We start from the raw sequence: 17,935 nt of genomic DNA, 5'->3' as shown, positions 1-17,935 counted from the left end.
TTCCGGATCGGGAACGACTCTTCCAGACGTGCTGGGACGCTCTCAGACGTGCTCGTTGCTCCAGGTGTGCGTCGTGCCCGCGCCGCGATCCCGAATCCCGCCGTGGATCCGGTTGACCTTGAGCGTCGAGCCGGTCGCGTCCGGCGCAAGGTGGACGCCGGCGTTGTCGCCGTCCGACTCGAGTTCGGCGTTCCGGAGCAGGTTGTCGGCTCCGCGGTCGACGTAGGGGTGTCGACTCGCCTCGAGCGTCGCCCGGTAGACGGTCGTGTCCTCGCCGAGCACAGCGAGCGCGTCGCGTTCAACCCCCTCGCGACCCGGCTGCTCGACCTCGAGTTCGGTGAATCGGCAGTTATGTCGTTCACAGCGGATCCCCTCGCGGAACCCGGCGGCGTCGCCGGCTTCGCCGTCGATACTGAGACGAGCGGCGAGAACCCGATCGCGGCTGTCCGACCCTCTGATCCAGAACGGATAGCCGCCGGCCGTCTCGTGGGTGACGGACGTATCGAACACCTCCGTCTCGCCCGCTTCGGGAGAGATAACGATCCCGTGGTTGACGGCGTCGCCTTCGATCTCGATGTCGACGTCCTCGATGTGCGCGCTCTCACAGGAGTTCAACACTGACAGCGCGTGGCTCGTGGGTTGGGGCGACGTGATCGAGATCTCGGCGTCGCTGACGAGCAGGTCCTCACCGGTCTCGAGACGAATCGGTCGCTGCGAGCGGTCGTGCGGTCCAGTCTCGTCGATTTCGACCGTAACCCCTCGGATCTCGCTGCCGACTCCGCCGACGCGGACGTTCGCGCCGTTGCTGTTCCTGAAGGTCCCGCCGTCGACGACGTAGGTTCCGTCCTCGTTGGTCGCGTACAGACCGTTGTCCGGAAACCCGCCGAGCACGCAGTCTCTGAACTCGAGGCGACCGACGTTCGTGTTCGCCTCGATACCGATCGGGCCGCGCCAGCCGTTGCCGGCGTTGACCGTCTCGTCGATGTGTGTGCCGCCGTCGGGCGCTCGAAACCGTTCGACGACGCCCGTTCCGTCCGGGCTGGTCAGTGCGAACATCCCAGGACCCGACGTTCCGCTGTCGTGTACCCCTCGGATCGTCACGTCGCGAACCTCGAGCCGATCGGAGACGCCGGCCTCGATCACCCTGATCCCCGTGTCCGGGGCGGTCTGGTCGACGTCGAACCCCTCGAACGCGAGTCGTTCGCCGGGGCTGTAGGAGACGCCCAGACGGAACAGACGCCGCTGGGGACCGTCGAACGCGTGATAATCGGCCGGGACGAGGGTCGCTCCCTCGCCGAAGAAGCCGACGTTCTCGAACCCGGTGTATCGAAACTGACGGTCCATGTAGTAACGCCCCTCCGGGAAGACGAAGGCGGTGTCGTCGGCCCGAAGCTCCTCGAGGACGGGCGTGATCGACTCCGATCCGGTGTCGTCGGCTCCCGCCTCGACGACGTCGACGACGTCGTCGTACCCCGCTCGAGACGCGGCGCCGGAGGTGGCGCCGACGGTAAACAACCCGAACACCGACGCCCCTCCCACTGCGGTACCCCGGAGGAACGATCGTCTATCCGGCCCGCGCCCCGTACTCGCCTCTCGCTCGCCTGTCGTTCGATCGATCGAATCGTTCGGTACTACCTGTTCGCTCGCGTCACTTCCGTTCTCCATCGACAGTCACGTATTCATTAATTTCTCCGGTTCAGTATATTCTGCTTTGAATATCCAGCCTTTAAGTAATACAAAATCTCGTAAATACATATCTTCAGATATCGTAATAATTCTGAACCGCGGGCAGTCGGCTCCTCGGGAACGACACTCCGCCTACGTGCGAATCGGCGGTCCGACCGCTACGGAGCAGAAACGAACGGTTCTACTCGAGTCGCTCGGGCGTCCGGTTCGTCTCGAGCGTCGTCGCGATAAGTTCGGCGACCGCACGGCGGAGTCGCTGCGAAACGGCCGACGTCGAGACGTCGAGTCGCTCCGCGAGGTCCCCCTGGGAGACGCGCCGCGGGATATCGTAGTAGCCGGCGTAGTACGCCAGCAGGAGCATCTCGTGTTGCCGTTCGGTCAGGACATACGTTTCGTCGTCCGGATTCGACTCCTGGAGCTGGCGGATGTGGAAGTCGATACCGCGCTCGAGACAGCGTTCCCGGAACGCGCTCAGCGTCTCGCGGTCGGGGAGGTAGAGCCGGACCACCCAGCCCCGCTCGTTGGACGTGAGTTTGAACACGAACAGGCCGCTCTCCGAACACTGCTCCGGGATCGGGTCCAGCGCGGAGGCGAACGTCACGCGGTAGATCGCTCGGTTCGGAAACTCGGCGATACGAACCGGGTCGGTTACCGTGTGGTCGGCGTCGATCGCACGGTCGACGGTCTCGTGGTCGGTTCCGAACGCCGAGACGAAGAGGTATCTGTCCGTTCCCCGCGCGTCGGCGTACTCGTATCTGATCGTCGTCTCCGAGACCGCCTCGATCGTCGGCCCCAGGACGAGATCCTCGTGAGTGAGTTCGGCCTCCAGTACGAACCCCATCAGCGACTCGTCCTCACAGTACCCGGAGTTATCCGGTGTCGGTTTTCCTTATAGTGTCTCTAAGCAGTGTTTCACGATCGGATACAATGAGAGGGTCGCCGGTCAGTTCATGTAACCGAGATCGGCCAGTCGATCGGTTACTTCCTCGTCGGCCTCGGGTCGATCGGTTTTCGCTTCCGTCTCGTCGGCGTAGGCGGGATACGACGTCGACTCGGTCGGTTCGACGACCGGAATCACGCTCCCGTCCATGCGGTCGCTGTACGGAAGTCCGAACGAGGCCATGATCGTCGGCGCGACGTCGAACAGGTGGGCACGCTCGAGCGGTTCGTCCTCGTCGACGCCCTCGCCCGCAGCCGCGAACACGCCGTCGAGCTTGTGGTTCCAGGGTTCGGCCGGGCCGAAGTAGCCCTCGCCGATCTGCTCGGAGATGGCGTGATCGAACTCGGCGGGGACAGTCACGATGTCGACGGCGTCCTCGGCGTACTCGCCGTGGAAGTACCGTTCGCGGGGCGCAACGGTCTCGAAGACCGGGTCGCCGTCCGGCGTCTCGACGTCCTCGAGTTCGCGGATGAGTTGCTCGCGGACCTGCTCGTAGTCGTCCTGTGCGACGACGCCTTCGGGGTCGCGTCCCTCGAGGTTGATCCGAACGCCGAGTTCCGTGCGAGCCCGAACGTACGCCTGCGAGTTCTCGAAGTCGACCTGCTCGTTCGCGGTCCGTGCGACGCCGCCCGGCGCGAACTTCTTGACGGTTTCGGCCAGGCCGACGCGCTCCAAGGTCGCACCGACGTCACGGGCCGTGATCCCGAACCGCTCGGCGGCGACGGCCGCGGCGCGCTCGGTGAAGGTGGGTTCCCAGGTGTCGGACTCCTCGCCCTCCCGGAGCTTGCGGCGCATCGGCGTCCACGAGGGCATCCCCTTCCCGCTGGTCGTCGTCTCGACGTAGCCCCGGTCCTGGAGGAACTCGTTGACCCGGAACTCGTAGCCGTCGTACTCGCCCATCCCGTGATCGCTGGCGACGAAGACGTGGTCGGGGTCGAACCGCTCTAAGATCGCGGCGATCTCGTCGTCGGTTGTCTCGTACACTGAACGAACCTTCTCCTCGTCGCCGAAGAACTCGTGGAAGACCGTGTCCGTCTTCTGGAACTGGACGAACCCGAAGTCGGGGTCGTACTCCTCCGCCAGATACCGAAACGCCGCACCGCGCATGCGGATCAGGTTTCGGTACTCCTTCATTTTCTCGGAGTCGGGAAGCGTGTCGTCGTCCCGGGAGTACGACGGATAGATCCGGTAGTCGCCGATCGCCTCCCGAACCTCCTCGAGCAGCCCTTCCGGGTGACAGTCCGGGTTTTCCGGGCCGATGAAGCCGGGAAGCAACGCCCCGTCGAACTCCTCGGGCGGGTGCGTGATCGGCGCGTTGACGACGACGCTCGAGTAGCCGTGGCGGTCGAGCAGCGACCAGACGGTGTGCTCGTTGACGTCGTCGCTGCTGGTGACGTGCCAGTCGTAGCCGTCGTAGCCGACGAAGCCGAACGCCCCGTGCTTGCCCGGATTGGCCCCAGTATACATCGAGGGCCAGGCGCTAGGCGTCCACGGCGGGATCTGTGACTCGAGGGGTGCGCTCGTTCCGTCGGTACAGAGTCGATGGATCGTCGGGATCTCCTCGTCCTCGTCGAGGTCGTCGAAGACGGAGAGACTGCCCGCGTCGATCCCGATCAAGAGCGTGTTCATGCCGGTAGATTCGTCGTCCGATACCACTTCGTCGTCCTGAGACGGCGCGCTCCGTTCCATATTCTAGTGTCGGTGTGTTCGTTCACAGTAGATCGACGGCGTTCCGCACCAACCGTTTCGGTTCGAGACGTGGACCCGGAGCACCTTATTATCCCCTGGTTAACAGCGTCTCACGGCCCGAAAGTCGTGTTTGAGATACAATGTTTATTTTAGAACAGTTCGTTAATCGAACTTTTCTAACAGCCTGTTATAGAAGTCGTCCTCTCGGACCGCAACCGATTCGGGGTCGGACTCGTCGGCGAGTTTTTCGACGATCAGCTCCGGCGTCGAGCGGGCTAATCGGTCCTTGACCGGGGATCGGTTCACCTCGAGTTCGCCGTCGACCAGCCCGACGGCCTCGATGCCGTCGACGGTCACCTCGAAGCCGGCCATCTCCCGAATCTCGCCGGCGAGGTGGGAGACGAACACCGCGGTCGCGCCGTTTTCGGAGAGCGCCTCGAGGATCCCGGCGATGATCTTCGCGCTGGCGCCGGGCTCGGTGATGCTCTCGAGTTCGTCGACGAGCACGAGCGAGCCCTCGCCGCTCTGGGCCAGCTCCGCGAACTCCCGGACCGTCGACTCGAAGGCGCCGGCGTCGAGCGTTCCCTGGGTCTTGGCGTGGTAGTGGAGGTCGTCGAACCGCTGAACCCGGGCGCGCTCCGCGGGAACCGGGAGTCCCATGTGTGCGAGCACGACGACGCTCGCCACGAGATCCAGCGTCGAGGTCTTTCCGCCGCTGTTGACGCCCGAGAGCAGAGCGACGCCGGAAACCCCGTAGTCGACGGGATCGATCGCCTCGACGGGCTCGTCGAGCAGCGGCGAGCGACCCCCCTCGATGGCGAACCCGACCTCCTCGTCGACGACCGTCGGCATCGTACACTCGAACTCGCGGGCGAAGCGGGCGATGGCGAGTTCGACGTCGAGCTCGAGGGCGTCCCGGACGAGCCGGCGAGCCCCCTCGCGGCGGTCGGCGAGATCCGCGGCGAGCTCCCGTTTGAGCCGGTTCGCGCGTCGCTCCTTGGCCGCCGTCAGCTCGGTCCGAAGCCGGCCGAGCGCATCCTCGTCGCGTTCGACCGGAAACGTCGGCTCGTCGGTGAAGATTCGGCGGGCCAACTCGGCCTCGCCGGACTCGAGGGCGAGCGCGTCGACGACGTGATCGCGGGCGGCCTCGACCGCCGCGGCGTGCTCGTCCGCCAGCTCCCGGGACAGAAGCGAGTCGAGGCCCGCCCCGCGTTCGACCAGCGAGAGCAGATCCGAACCCTCGATAGTGACGTCCTGCTCGCGGATCGCCTCCCGCAGGTGGTCGTTCGCGACGTTCTCCGCCGTCCCCACCGCGGCGTCGACGTCGGCCGCGGCCGCGGTCAGTCTGTCGAGTTCCGCATCGCCCGCGACCGTCCCGTCCTCGTCGAGCCGGGAGAGTCCGTCCTCGAGCGCGTCGAGGTCGCAGTCCGCCCCGAGGTCGGCGGTGCGGTCGACCTCGACGGCGGCCCGGAGTCGGTTTCGGTTGCGCGCGAAGAACGCCAGCGACCGCTCGGGGACGATCTCGGCGGGGTTCTCGAGCGCGTTCGGCTCGACCCGGACGTCGCCCTCGACGGCGATCCCGGCGAAGGACTCGTCGATCGCGATCACCGTCGCGTACCCCCGGGCGAGTTCGGCCAGTCCCTGTGCGTCCTCGACGATCTCGACCGGCAGTTCCGGGATCGCCTCCTGGGCCTCGGCGTAGCGTTCCGCGTCGGTCGTCGCCAGGCAGCGCTCGCGAACCCGGACGTCGCCGGGTTCGCGAAGCGGTTCGACGCCCTCGAGAGCCTCGAGCACCTCGGGATCGGGGTCGTGCTCGATCGCGTCGCTCGCGAAAGCCTGGACCTCCTCGATGCGCGAGCGCCGCGAACTCGGGTACAGCGTCTCGAGGCGCTGGGCCGCGTAGTCGGTGACGGTCCGCTCCTTGAGCAGCCCGAGCACGCTCCGGTAGACCTCGCGGGCCCGGTCGGTCGCGAGGAACGCGCCCGGATCGTCGTGCTCGTGGCGGATCGCGCCGCGCGCGATGCGGGCGGCCCGCCCCTGCGAGATGCCGGGTGCGGCCGCGATCGCCGCGACGTCGCCCGTCCGCAGCGCTCGCTCGGGATCGTCGAGGGCCGACAGCGACCGGGCGGTCTTCTCGCCGACGCCCGGAATCGACTCGAGGTCCATCGTTCTCGAGCGGCGTATCAGAGCGAAGCGAGAAAAAGCTCCCGTCCGCGGTCCCGGTCGGGTCGCCGACGGCTTCGGGGGAGAACGAGTGTCACCCAATTAATCAAAACCCGCAGTTCCGTGAAAATGTGGGGGGATGAACAGCTCTCGGCTCCAACTACGGTCGATGAGAAAAGAGAGTTCCGACAGGGTATTCGAGGCGCTAGCGAGCGAACAACGGCGACGGATCCTGTTCGCGCTCTTGGACGAACCGCTCCCGCTCGAGGGCGACGGCGGCTGGCCGACGGGAGAACGGGCGATTCCGGACGCCGTTCTCCTCGAGCGACGTCACATCCACCTCCCGAAGCTGGAAGATTACGGGTTCGTTCGGTGGAGCCCGGAGAGGGAGAGCGTCGAAAAGGGGCCGCAGTTCGGAGAGATCGAACCGGTTCTGGCGCTGCTCGCCGATCATCAACCGGAACTCCTGGTCGGCCCACATCGATAAACAGGTCGACGAATGTTTCGACTCCCTCACAGCCACGATGCAGACTGACAGCCACCACCGGGACGTCGACGAACCGATCGACGTGCTTCTGGTCGACGACAACCCCGGTGACGTCCGGTTGACCCGGGAGGCGTTCGAAAGGGCGCGAACGACCGTCGAGACGAAACTCCACGCCGTCAACACGGGAGACGACGCGCTGGCGGTTCTCTCTCGAACCGACGAGTGCACGGGAGTTCCGCCGCCGGATCTCGTCCTTCTGGATCTGAATCTCCCCGGTTGCGACGGCTGTGAACTCCTCGAGCGAATCAGAACCGACCGATCGCTGCGGCGACTGCCGGTGTTGATGCTGACGAGTTCGGCCGACGAGGACGACGTCTCGAGGTGTTACGCCGCGAGCGCCAACGCCTACCTGAGGAAACCCGTCGATCCCGACGAGTTCGTCTCGACCGTCGAGGCGATCGATCGGTTCTGGTTCGGGCGGACGCGGTTCCCGCCGGAGCAGTGAATCGACTACGTTCGTCGTCGCTGTCGGATCGCCAGGAGCCGCTCCGTCTCGCGAGAAACGTATCGGCGAGCCCCCGTCGTGGTTGGGCTAGAGCGGGGACTCGCCACTCCCCTCTTTCGGGCGTGTACCCAAGTAGCTTCTGTGATTATCCGAGTGAAATTCGCTTAGGGCCGGCACCGTCGGAACGGTACCGAACCTAAATTCTTTTCCATCCGTGCGCCGTATAGAGGATGTTCGGTTATCCGAATTCGTGGTTGGGCCATGACTCAGGACGAAACAACGGACGAAGCGATTAGCCTGTTGCAGGACCTCGGGCTACAGGAGTACGAAGCGCGCTGCTTCATGGCGTTGAACAAACTTCCCTCCGGGACGGCAAAGGAGATCCACGAGATCTCCGAGGTCCCGCGAACGAGGGTGTACGACGCGATTCGCGTCCTCGAGTCACAGGGCCTGGTCGAAGTGCAACACTCGAGCCCACAGGTCTACCGCGCCGTCGGAACCGACGAGGCGACGCAGATCCTTCGGCAACGGTACAACGATCGGGTAGACACGCTCGAGACCCATCTCCAAAACACGAAGACCGAGGAGATCGAGGACGACAGCTCCGTCCAAGAGGTGTGGTCGCTGCGGGGCCACGACGCGATCGAGTCGCGAACGCTCGAGTTGATCCGCGGGGCCGACTCGGAGGTCGCGCTCCTCGTCGTCGACGAGGGGATCCTCTCCGAGTCGCTGTTCGACACCCTTCGGGCGGCGGCCGATCGCGAGCTTTCGGTCGTCCTCGGAGGCCAGACCGACTCGATCACGCAGTCGCTCGAGCGGGCGCTTCCGGAGAGTCGCGTGTTCGAAACGGGGCTGGACTGGCTCACGGGGCCGAAAGTCGACGAGGTCGCGATCAGTCGAATTCTGCTCGTCGATCGGGAGACCCTTCTGATCGGATCGTACTATCCGAAGGCCGAGGCCGACGAGCCGGCGGAGCAGGCGGTCTTCGCCAAGGGACTACAGAACGGCGTCGTGGTGCTTCTCCGACGGCTGTTGACGGCTGGACTGCCTCCCGTCGAAGATCCCGGGAAGTAACGTTCGGAACGGGACACGTAAGGACTTGCGCGCTCCGGGACGGTCGTTATCCGACCGACGCTGCAAGGGAGTGCATGGTACTCAAGAAGCTCCTCGGTTCGACGGCGACGCGGTCGCTTACGGTCGTTTCGGTGCTCGGAAGCGCGAAGCGGGCCCTCGAGCGCGGGAACTACGTTCGGGCCGGCCTGATGCTCGGCGTCGCGGTGCTGGCCTGGAAGTGGGTCGTCATCGGGATGGTCGCACAGGGGATCGTCGGCCTGCTCATGAAAGACGACTCCTCGGACGCCTCGGCCTCGAAACCCGCGTAACCCGGACTACTCGCCGAAGTCGGCCTCCTCGAAGTTGTCGTTCGCCAGCTCGTCGATCAGCTCCTCGACGTCGGACCGCAGCTCGTCGGCGAGGTCCTCGAGCTGCGGATCGTCCCACTCGTCGGTCGTCGTCCCCGAAAAGTCGGGTTCGTGCATCTCGTAGTCGGTCACGCACGGGTTCACGACGCCTCGAGCCATCGCCCTCGCCTGCGTGAGCAACGGGTTCGAATCGACGGCGTCGATCGAGAACGCGCCCGGCCCGAATCGCTACGCGAAATCGTCGACGAGCGGAAACGTCGCGAGCTGGGCGGCCGACAGCAGGACGCGGTCCTTCTCGTAGCCGTGGGCGATCGACTCGACCATCCCCCCGCCGTCGGTGAGGGGGACGAGCCGGACGACCGTTCCGTGCTCGTCGACCTCGAGCACCAACAGCGCGTGCGGGAACGAGGAGACTGCGGGGACCGTCAGCTCGGTGACGCCGTCGGCGCGCTCGATAGCGGGGAAGTGGAGGTGACCGGTGACGACGAGCGCGACGTCGTGACGGACGAGGACCTCGACCAGCGGCTCCGGGTTGGAGAAGCCGGGGACCTCGCCGGCGACCGGGAGTTCCGCACGGTAGCGCTCGTAGAGATTCCCGGTCGCGGGCAGATTGTGGTGGACGACGACGATCGAACGGTCGGCGTCGGTCTCGGCCAGCGCCTCGTCGAGCCACATCAGCTGTTCGGCGCTGACGCGACCGTCCCAGGTCTCGGCGGGCGAGCCGGGGGTTGCCGCGTGGCTGTCGAGGCCGAACACCGCGAGATCGCCGAAGCGGACCCGAAACGGCAGTCCGCCAGGGGTGTACCGATCCTCGAACGCGGGGATCGGCAGCGACTCGCGCTCGTCGAACGTCGTGGGGAAGTCGTGGTTGCCGGGCACCGCGACCGCGGGCGACTCGAAGTCGACGAGGTCGTCGAACAGGTCGAACTCCGCCGGTACCCCGTTTCGCGTCAGATCGCCGGCGACGACGACGCCGTCCGGGTCCCGATCGTTCGCCGCCTCGACGGCTGCCCGGAGGTGTCGCTCGGTCCGATGGAACACCTTCCAGGTTCCCGTCGCGTCCGTCGCGAGGTGGACGTCCGAGAGCACGGCAATTCGGGTTGGCTCGGCCGCCGTCGGTCGCTCGAGGCGCGCGAGGAGTTGCCCGGAGTGGAGGGGGGCCGCCATCGTCTTCCCACTCACCGCGGGAGCGGGTAATACTCCTCCCGTCAGTCGCCGTGTTCCGACGGACGGTCGCTCCGCCCACGCCAGTTCGTTCAGGATCTCACGGACGACGGCGAGAGCCGCGAGTCGCTCCTCCCTGGCAGGGGCGGCGTACTCGCCGGCCGCCACGGCGCCCCGACGGTATCGCTCGAGCGGGACGTTTCGGTCGGCGCGAGGAACGGGTCCGCACAGTCGGGAGCGGCGCCGAGGACCGTGTCGTGTATCGGCCCCGTACCGACGGCGCACCCGACGAGGGTTTTCGGAGCGGCCCCCGGTGGAACTCCAAGTTCGACCGTCGGGCCGTAGCCGGCTTCCGCGAGTTCCGTCGAACCGCCTGACGCAGTCGCGGGGTATACGGCAGGCTGGTGCAGGCACGACTGCTTCCGCGAGACGCGCCCTCGTTCCACTGAAGAAGGGTCTGTATCGAGGGCGTTCTAACCGCACGAACCGAGCAGCTACCTGTCCCTCTCAACTGAGAATGAATACGAGTCTCGAGGTCGAGTACTGGGTGATCGACGACGACGGCGAACTCACCCCGCCGGAATCGCTCGCGGACGTCTCCGAATACACCGAACGGGAGTTCGTCGAACCGCTATTCGAGCTGAAGACGCCTCCTTGCGGGTCGATGGCGGAGCTTCGGACGACGTTCGTCGAACAGCTCGAGGAAGTGCTCGCGGAGGCCGACCGAACCGACAAAGGGCTCGTCCCGCTCGGAACGCCGATCAACTGCGACGGGATCGAGCGCCGACCCGACGAGCGCGGGCGGATCCAGAAGGCGGTCATCGGCGAGAACTTCGACTACGCGAACTACTGCGCCGGGACCCACGTCCACTTCGAGAAACGCAACGTCACGGATCAGCTCAACACCCTCATCGCGCTGGATCCGGCGCTGGCGCTCGTCAGCTCCTCGCCGTACTACCAGGGCGAACGGGTCGCGAACAGCGCCCGGGCACACTGTTACCGCAAGCGAGGGTACGCGGAGTTTCCCAGACACGGCCAGCTCTGGAACTACGTCGAGAACGTCGGCGAGTGGTCGCGCCGACTCGACCGGTGTTTCGAGGAGTTCGAACGCGAAGCGCTCGAGGCCGGCATCGAGCAGGCGGCGGTCGACGACAACTTCTCGGTCGACGACGTCGTCTGGACCCCGGTACGGCTGCGCGACGAGATGCCGACCGTCGAGTGGCGCTCGCCCGACGCCGCGTTGCCGAGCCAGCTGCTCCGGCTCACCGAGGAGCTGTACGCGGTGATGGAGACGATCCACGGAACCAACGTGCAGATCGACGACGACGGCGGCGGGAGCGCGGCCGGCCACGTCACCAGCGAGGGGGTCCGACTCCCCGACTACGAGACCGCGTTCGACCTCGCCGGCGAGGCGATCCGAACCGGTCTCGAGTCGACTCCCGTCGCGAACTACCTCGACCGAATGGGGTTCTCGATCGCCGACTACCACCCGATCGCGACCCAGATCGACGGCCGACAGTACGTAACCAAAAGCGACGCCCGCGAACTCCGCCTCGAGTACGCGAGTCGGCTCGAGTCCGACATCGAGCGGTTGGCCGCGGCGATCGACTAGAGGACGCCCGCAATAAACGCCAGCCCCATGCCGACCAGGACGACGGCGGTGATCGTCGGCAGGTACGGCGTGAGTTGCTCGATGCGCTCGCGGTAGTGCTCGTAGCCCGCGATCAACAGCATCGTCGGCGCGATGATCGCGACGATGACGGCCAGCGAGTAGACGAGCATGAGTTCGAGGCAGGCCTCCGTTCCGACGCAGATCGCCAGGATCTGGATCGGCTCCTCGTGGGCGAAGCCGAGCAACAGCGCGGTCGTCCCGAGCGCGACCAGCCCTCGCTCGGCGTGTTCCTCGCTCAGGTGCTGGTGGCCCCCGCCCCCGGGAAGCGCGGCGCGGACTCGCTCGAGGAGGCCGGGATCGGTCCCGTGGTGGTCGTGGTGAGCGTGATGTCCCGACTCGAGGGTGTCGACGCCGCCGTTAGTGTGGTGGCCGCGAGCCGCGCCGTGATCGTGCGGGGCGTCGTGGTCGTGTCCCTCGTCATGATCGTGACCGTGGCTGTCGTCGTGATCGTGATCATGGTCTTCGCCGTGCTCGTGCGTTCCGTGTCCGCCGTAGCGGTACTCGTGGATCCCCAGCAGGATCAGTAGGGTCCCGGCGACGTACCGGAGCCACGGTCCCTCGGCGAACTCGGCGAACGCGCTAAACCAGAAGTACGCGAGCACGAGCACGACGCTGCTGATCAGGTGGCCGACGCCGAGAATCGACGCGGCCAGCAACCCCGCGAGCCAGCGTCGGTTCCGGTTGAGGGCGTACGTCGCCGCGATCGGCCAGCCGTGATCCGGCAGGACGCCGTGAACGAAGCCAATCAGGACGACGCCGGCGACGAGGCCCAGTTCCATACCGTCGCTGGGCCGCCGACGGGGTTACTGGTTGTTATGTTTCGATCGGGGCGACCGTAATACGGCTAGCAAGGATTGGTAACTCGACGTTCGAGGATAACAGCGACCGGAACGAGTCGGCGAGGCCGACCGTCAGTTTCCGTCGTCGTACTCGTACTCGTCCTCTGGGTCTTCGACGCCCTCGGTTCGCGAGCCGACCCAGGCGCCCAGCGAGATGCCGTAGACGAGGTGGGCGGCGTGGAACAGCGCGAGCTCGTCGGAGTCGAGTCGGATATCCAGTAGCTCCTTGAGCATGATCTGGGAGCCAAAGGCCGACAGCCCCATTCCAAACACCGATCCCCAGACGAGCCCGCGCTGTTCGGGCTCGATCGAGCGGTCGGCATCGAACAGGGCGAACAGCGCCCCGAAGATGACTCCGCCCTGGATCCCGTACACGAGGTGGAGAATCAACCCGATAACCGGGTGATCCTCGGGATCGCCGCCGCTGACGTACGTCGACCAGAAGTTCGCCGACGGCGGCAGCGACCGCAGGATCGGTAGTCGGAACGCCGTCATGATCAGCGTCGCGACGAATCCCGCTTGGATCCCGCGAACCGCCGCGCGCGCGGCGTGCTCGGCGCGAGACTCCTCGGCCGTCGCGCCGGTGACGTCGGAGGAACCCTTTTTCGACCGCAGTCGTCGAATGCGTTCGGAGACGGTCATGGTGCTCTCGTGGTATCTACCGCGAACAGGAACTTAACGACCCGGCGTGCAGTGGACGGCCCGGCGCGAGGACGAACCCTCGAGGCGAAACGACGGGCCGTCCGAACGACAACGCGCTTTTGCCCGTCCGGTTCGAACGACGGGCCATGACAACGCTCGAGGCGAAACTCGAGGCCGCACGCGCCGACCTCGCCGAGCGCGACGGCGTGTTGATCGCGTTCTCCGGCGGGGTCGACTCGAGCGTCGTGGCCGCGCTCGCCCACGACGCCCTCGGCGAGGACGCGGTCGCCTGCACCGCCAGAAGCGAGACGTTACCGGAGGCCGAACTCGAGGACGCAACGCGGGTCGCAAGCGAGATCGGCATCCGCCACGAACTCGTCGAGTTCTCCGAACTCGAGAGCGACGCCTTCGTCGAGAACGACGACGATCGGTGTTACCACTGCCGGACGATGCGACTGGGCGAGATGATCGAGACCGCCCGCGAGTTCGGGATCGAAACGGTCTGTGACGGGACCAACGCCGACGATCCGGGCGCCGGCCACAGACCCGGCCTGCAGGCGGTCGAGGAACTCGAGGTCCACTCACCGCTTCTGGCCCACGATATCGACAAGGCGGAGGTCCGGGAGATCGCCGACCGCTACGGCCTCTCGGTCGCAGACAAACCCTCGATGGCCTGTCTCTCCTCGCGCATCCCGACGGGACTGGAGGTCACCGAGGAGCGACTCACCCGCGTCGAGCGCGCCGAGGCCCTGCTTCGCCAGTGGGGGTTCGACCAGTTCCGTGTCCGGGACCACGACGGGCTGGCCCGCATCGAGGTCGCGCCGGACGAACTCGAGCGCGCGCTCGAGACCGCGTTCGTCGAGACCGTCCGCGAGGAACTCTCCGAGCTCGGGTTCGACCACGTCACCCTCGATCTGCACGGCTACCGGACCGGAAGCGTCAGTCCCGGGTCAGAGAACGACACCGACGGAGAGGAGCCCGCTAACGACGTCTTCGCTACGGAAACGTAACGACTCGGCGCCGACACCGACCGGCCAGTGGCGCCCGACCGTCTCGAGAACGTGAAAAACAGTAATCCGATAGGCCGTGTGAACTATCCACACGACGAATGTACTCCGTAGAAACGACGGGGCGACGGCTGGCGGCGTACGACGATGTTCTCGACCCCGACCGACACAGCGAGATCCGCGACCGGGCCGATCGACTCGACGGCGAGCGAATCGCCCACGTCAACACGACCGCCGACGGCGGCGGCGTCGCCGAGATCCTGCACGCGCTGGTCCCCCTCTCGAGGGACGTCGGCGTCGACGTCGACTGGTACGTGATGGACGCCCCCGACGAGTTCTACGACGTCACCAAGAGGCTCCACAACGGCCTGCAGGGCGACCACACCGAACTCACCGACGGGATGCGCGACACCTACCGGCGTGTCACCCGCGAGAACGCGACCGCGCTCGAGGAACGGTACGACGCGATCGTCCTCCACGATCCGCAGTCCCTCGGAATGGCCCCCGTCCTCGCCGATCGGTACCCCGACGCGAGCCTGCTCTGGCGCTGTCACATCGACCTGACGACGGGGGCCGATACCTACCTCGAGTTCGTCCGCACCCGACTGGATCCGATCGACCGCACCATCGTCTCCCACCCGGCGTACGCCGAGGCGCTCCCCGGCGAGGAGACCGCGGTCGTCCACCCCGCGATCGACCCGTTCACCGAGAAGAACCGGTCGCTCGAGGAGCTTCCGGACGGGCTCGAGGGGAGCGACCCGAACGAGTACCCCTTCGATACCGACAGACCGCTGCTGGTGCAGGTGTCGCGGTTCGACCCCTGGAAGGACCCGCTCGGGGTGGTCGAGGCCTACCGGGACGTCCGCGAGACGATCCCCGACGCCCAGCTCGTGCTGGCCGGGGGGATGCCCGACGACGACCCCGAGGGGATCGAGATCTACCGCGAGGTCGCGGCCGAAACCGAGGCGGACGAGGACGTCTACCTCCTGACAAACTTGCCGGACGTCGGCATCAACCTCCTGCAGCGAAGCGCCGACGCCGTCGTCCAGAAGTCTCTCCGGGAGGGGTTCGCGCTGACCGTCTCGGAGACGCTGTGGAAGGAAACCCCGGTCGTCGGCGCGAACGTCGGCGGCATCCCGCTCCAGATCGAGGACGGTGAGAACGGCTACCTCGTCGAGCCCGACGACGTCGACGCGACGGCGGATCGACTCGTTCGGCTCCTCGAGGACGACGAACTTCGGGCCCGACTCGGGGAACGGGGCCGGGAGACCGTCCGCGAACGGTTCCTCCTCCCCCGGCTGCTCGAGGAGTACCTCTCGCTGCTCGCGGAGGAGATCGATCGCTGATCGTCCACTGAGTTCGAGGTCTGTTACCCGTTCGTTCAGTGTATAATCGAGTTCGAGCCGCGAAACTCGAAAGGTTAGTTACTTCTATTCAGACGTTCGGAAATATTGCACAAGTCGATACGGACGTAGCCTTTCGGCGGGTAGCAACTGCCGATGGACGACGAGGACGTGCCGCCCCCGTGGAGGATCGAAACCGATCGAAACTACAGCGCGGCCGACAGCGACCGGGAACTTCGGTACCTGACCTACCGCCACGAGTCCGACGACCTGCGGGTGAAGGTCGCCCCCGCCTCGCTCGAGGGCGACTCCCACCCCGGCTACGCGCTCACGGCGACGAGCTACCCGGGGCTGGAGCTCTCGGAGGCGAAATCGATCAGAACGGTGTTGACGTTCGATCGCTGCAACCGGATCGCCGTGGAGTTCATGCAGCTGTTTTCCGCGCGCTACGACGGGCCGGGAACCCTCGAGGAGGCGCTCGAGTACGCACACCGGCGAACGGCCGATCACCGGTAGCCGACGGCTCGCGGGAGGAAACGGAAAAGCAGCGTCGGTCAGTCGTCCGACGGGACCATCGAACTCTTCGCGGTCGCCTCCGCCAGCGACTCGGTCTCGGCGAACGGGTACCAGGACTGCTTGGCGTCTGCCATGTACGGCGCCTCGAAGTCGGTCTCCTCGGGCTCGCAGCACTCGATCAGCGCCTCGGTTCCGGTCGCCTCGACCCACTGGCGGAACGTCTGTCCCGCCTCGCGGTGGGCGGCGAACGCCTCGAGCAGGTTCCTGATCGCGCCGGGGGTCTCGTCGGCGGGCACCCGCTGCTGGACCCACTCGACGAACGAGGGGTCCTCGCCGACGCCGCCGCCGACGCCGATGTCGAACGCCTCGACCATCTCGCCGTCCTTGCGGGCGCGCATCCCCTGCAAACCGATGTCGGCGGTCATCGCCTGCCCGCAGTCGGCCGTACAGCCCGAGTAGTGTATCTTGATCGTCCCGACGTCGTCGGGGAGGTCGACGTTCCTGTTGAGCCAGCGCAGCGTCCGCGCCATCCGGGCTTTCGTCTCGGTCAGGGCAATCGAACAGAACTCGGTGCCGGTACAGGCCATCGCGCCGCGCTCGAAGGGACTCGGCTCGGGGCGGTACTCGGAGAGCAGCCCCTCCCCTAGCAGCGCCTCGAGAACGTCCTCGCTCACGTCCACGATGACGGGGTTCTGGCGACGAGTCAGGCGCAGCTCGCCGGAGCCGTACTCGTCGGCCAGGTCGGCGAGCTCGAGGGCGTCCTCGGCGGGCATGCGCCCGACCGGGACCGTCAGGCCGACGTAGTACATCCCCTCGCCCTTCTGCTCGTGGACGCCGACGTGGTCGCGCTTGCCGGCGTCGGCGGGTTTTCCGGCGTTGTAGGTGTACTCCTCGCGGAAGCTCTCGCCTGCGCTCTCGAGTTCGAAATCGACGTACTCCGCCTGGAGCGTCTCGCGGATCTTCTCCTCGCCCCAGTCCTCGACGAAAAAGCGCGTGCGGTTCTTCGAGCGGTTCTGGCGGTTGCCGTGGTCGTGGTAGAGTTCGACGAACCCGCGGCCGACCTCGTAGGCATTCTCGGGGCGGACGAAAATGTCGAGCGGGCTCGCGGCGCGGGGCTGGCGACCGCCGAGACCGCCGCCGACACGGACGTTGAACCCCTTGACGACCTTCCCCTGGATCTCCTTGCGCGCCGGCTCGAAGCCGATGTCGTTGAGCGTGTCCTGGGCACAGCCGGATTTCGAGCCCGTCACGCTGATGTTGAACTTCCGGGGCATGTTCGCGAGGGCGTCGTCCCCGCGCAGTTCCTCCTGGAACCGCTCGAGTAGCGGCCCCGAGTCGACGTACTCCTCGACCTTGCCGTGGAGAGCACTCCCCGAAATGTTACGCATCGTGTCCCCGCCCGCCGACCGGGAGGAGACGCCGACCGACTCGAGTCGCTCCCAGATCTCGGGGACGTCCTCGAGTTTCAGCCAGTGGAGCTGGACCGACTGCCGTGTCGTCAGATCGATCCAGCCGTTGCCGAACTCGGGGTTCTCGACGGGACCCGTCGCGTAGTCGCGGGCGACCTTGGCGATCGCCCGAAGCTGTCCCGGCTCGAGGACGCCGCTGGCGTTGGTCAGCCGCATCATGAAGTACGACTCCTGCCCGTCGCGCTGGTGGAACAGTCCCCAGAACTTGAAGCGGGTGAACCACTCCTCGCGTTCGTCGTCCGGAATCGCCTCGTAGCCGCCGTTCTCGGCGAACTCGAGGATGTGCTGGCGAACCTCGTCGCCGTAACAGTCCGCCTTCTGCTCCTCTTTCTTATGCGCCACCGCCGACCACCTCGGTCGGACGATCGTACTCGAACTCGCAAATTTTCTCC

Annotated in this window: 17 protein-coding genes; 8 read left to right on the top strand and 9 right to left on the bottom strand. The window is 66.3% G+C overall.

What is annotated here, in order from left to right:
• Positions 1-42 precede the first annotated feature (42 nt).
• The 4 genes from ACNA7R_RS03290 to ACNA7R_RS03275 all read right to left on the bottom strand — a co-directional run bounded on the left by ACNA7R_RS03290 (position 43) and on the right by ACNA7R_RS03275 (position 6,481).
• Complete coding sequence (locus tag ACNA7R_RS03290; RefSeq protein ID WP_416282111.1) at positions 43-1,665, bottom strand: right-handed parallel beta-helix repeat-containing protein; 1,623 nt, start codon at positions 1,663-1,665, stop codon at positions 43-45.
• Positions 1,666-1,867: 202 nt separating this feature from the next.
• Positions 1,868-2,527, bottom strand: a complete 660-nt coding sequence (locus ACNA7R_RS03285; protein ID WP_416282110.1) for a helix-turn-helix domain-containing protein — start codon at positions 2,525-2,527, stop codon at positions 1,868-1,870.
• Positions 2,528-2,629: 102 nt separating this feature from the next.
• Positions 2,630-4,315 (bottom strand): alkaline phosphatase family protein, encoded by a 1,686-nt coding sequence (locus tag ACNA7R_RS03280; protein ID WP_416282109.1) that lies wholly within the window; start codon positions 4,313-4,315, stop codon positions 2,630-2,632.
• A gap of 162 nt (positions 4,316-4,477) precedes the next feature.
• Positions 4,478-6,481 carry a MutS-related protein gene (locus tag ACNA7R_RS03275; protein ID WP_416282108.1) on the bottom strand — a complete coding sequence of 668 codons (2,004 nt, stop codon included), beginning with the start codon at positions 6,479-6,481 and terminating at the stop codon, positions 4,478-4,480.
• Positions 6,482-6,647: 166 nt separating this feature from the next.
• Between ACNA7R_RS03275 and ACNA7R_RS03270 the strand changes: the two genes are divergently transcribed.
• From ACNA7R_RS03270 to ACNA7R_RS03255, 4 genes are all read left to right on the top strand, one after another.
• Positions 6,648-6,965, top strand: coding sequence for a hypothetical protein (locus tag ACNA7R_RS03270; RefSeq protein ID WP_416282106.1), 318 nt, complete (start codon positions 6,648-6,650; stop codon positions 6,963-6,965).
• A 37-nt stretch (positions 6,966-7,002) separates the two neighbouring features.
• Positions 7,003-7,470 carry a response regulator gene (locus ACNA7R_RS03265; RefSeq protein WP_416282105.1) on the top strand — a complete coding sequence of 156 codons (468 nt, stop codon included), beginning with the start codon at positions 7,003-7,005 and terminating at the stop codon, positions 7,468-7,470.
• Between the two features lie 261 nt (positions 7,471-7,731).
• Positions 7,732-8,544 (top strand): TrmB family transcriptional regulator, encoded by an 813-nt coding sequence (locus tag ACNA7R_RS03260; RefSeq protein ID WP_416282104.1) that lies wholly within the window; start codon positions 7,732-7,734, stop codon positions 8,542-8,544.
• A gap of 74 nt (positions 8,545-8,618) precedes the next feature.
• Positions 8,619-8,852 (top strand): hypothetical protein, encoded by a 234-nt coding sequence (locus ACNA7R_RS03255; RefSeq protein WP_416282103.1) that lies wholly within the window; start codon positions 8,619-8,621, stop codon positions 8,850-8,852.
• Positions 8,853-8,858: 6 nt separating this feature from the next.
• Here ACNA7R_RS03255 and ACNA7R_RS03250 read toward each other — a convergent pair whose 3' ends face one another.
• Both ACNA7R_RS03250 and ACNA7R_RS03245 read right to left on the bottom strand, forming a co-directional pair.
• Complete coding sequence (locus tag ACNA7R_RS03250) at positions 8,859-9,023, bottom strand: hypothetical protein (RefSeq protein ID WP_416282101.1); 165 nt, start codon at positions 9,021-9,023, stop codon at positions 8,859-8,861.
• A 96-nt stretch (positions 9,024-9,119) separates the two neighbouring features.
• Entirely contained in the window at positions 9,120-10,058 is a 939-nt protein-coding gene (locus tag ACNA7R_RS03245; protein ID WP_416282099.1) for a metallophosphoesterase family protein, read from the bottom strand.
• Positions 10,059-10,572: 514 nt separating this feature from the next.
• Between ACNA7R_RS03245 and ACNA7R_RS03240 the strand changes: the two genes are divergently transcribed.
• On the top strand, positions 10,573-11,667 hold the full coding sequence (locus ACNA7R_RS03240) for a glutamate-cysteine ligase family protein (RefSeq protein WP_416282098.1): 1,095 nt from the start codon (positions 10,573-10,575) through the stop codon (positions 11,665-11,667).
• Here the strand turns inward: ACNA7R_RS03240 and ACNA7R_RS03235 are convergent.
• Positions 11,664-12,506 (bottom strand): ABC transporter permease, encoded by an 843-nt coding sequence (locus ACNA7R_RS03235; RefSeq protein WP_416282097.1) that lies wholly within the window; start codon positions 12,504-12,506, stop codon positions 11,664-11,666. The two genes, ACNA7R_RS03240 and ACNA7R_RS03235, sit on opposite strands and share 4 nt — an antisense overlap.
• Positions 12,507-12,638: 132 nt before the next feature.
• Positions 12,639-13,208: a DUF6789 family protein gene (locus tag ACNA7R_RS03230; protein ID WP_416282096.1), complete on the bottom strand. Its 570-nt coding sequence runs from the start codon at positions 13,206-13,208 to the stop codon at positions 12,639-12,641.
• Positions 13,209-13,354: 146 nt separating this feature from the next.
• Between ACNA7R_RS03230 and larE the strand changes: the two genes are divergently transcribed.
• From larE to ACNA7R_RS03215, 3 genes are all read left to right on the top strand, one after another.
• On the top strand, positions 13,355-14,218 hold the full coding sequence (gene larE / locus ACNA7R_RS03225; RefSeq protein WP_416282095.1) for an ATP-dependent sacrificial sulfur transferase LarE: 864 nt from the start codon (positions 13,355-13,357) through the stop codon (positions 14,216-14,218).
• Between the two features lie 98 nt (positions 14,219-14,316).
• Positions 14,317-15,561 (top strand): glycosyltransferase, encoded by a 1,245-nt coding sequence (locus ACNA7R_RS03220; protein WP_416282094.1) that lies wholly within the window; start codon positions 14,317-14,319, stop codon positions 15,559-15,561.
• 153 nt (positions 15,562-15,714) lie between these two features.
• Complete coding sequence (locus tag ACNA7R_RS03215) at positions 15,715-16,074, top strand: hypothetical protein (protein WP_416282093.1); 360 nt, start codon at positions 15,715-15,717, stop codon at positions 16,072-16,074.
• A gap of 38 nt (positions 16,075-16,112) precedes the next feature.
• Here the strand turns inward: ACNA7R_RS03215 and ACNA7R_RS03210 are convergent, their stop codons facing one another.
• Entirely contained in the window at positions 16,113-17,885 is a 1,773-nt protein-coding gene (locus ACNA7R_RS03210; RefSeq protein ID WP_416282092.1) for a nitrite/sulfite reductase, read from the bottom strand.
• Between the last annotated feature and the right edge of the window lie 50 nt (positions 17,886-17,935).

The organism is Natronococcus sp. (assembly GCF_047921035.1).
Lineage (GTDB): Archaea > Halobacteriota > Halobacteria > Halobacteriales > Natrialbaceae > Natronococcus.
Note: the sequence above shows the minus strand (reverse complement) of the source record. Positions and strands in the feature narration are given on the sequence as shown.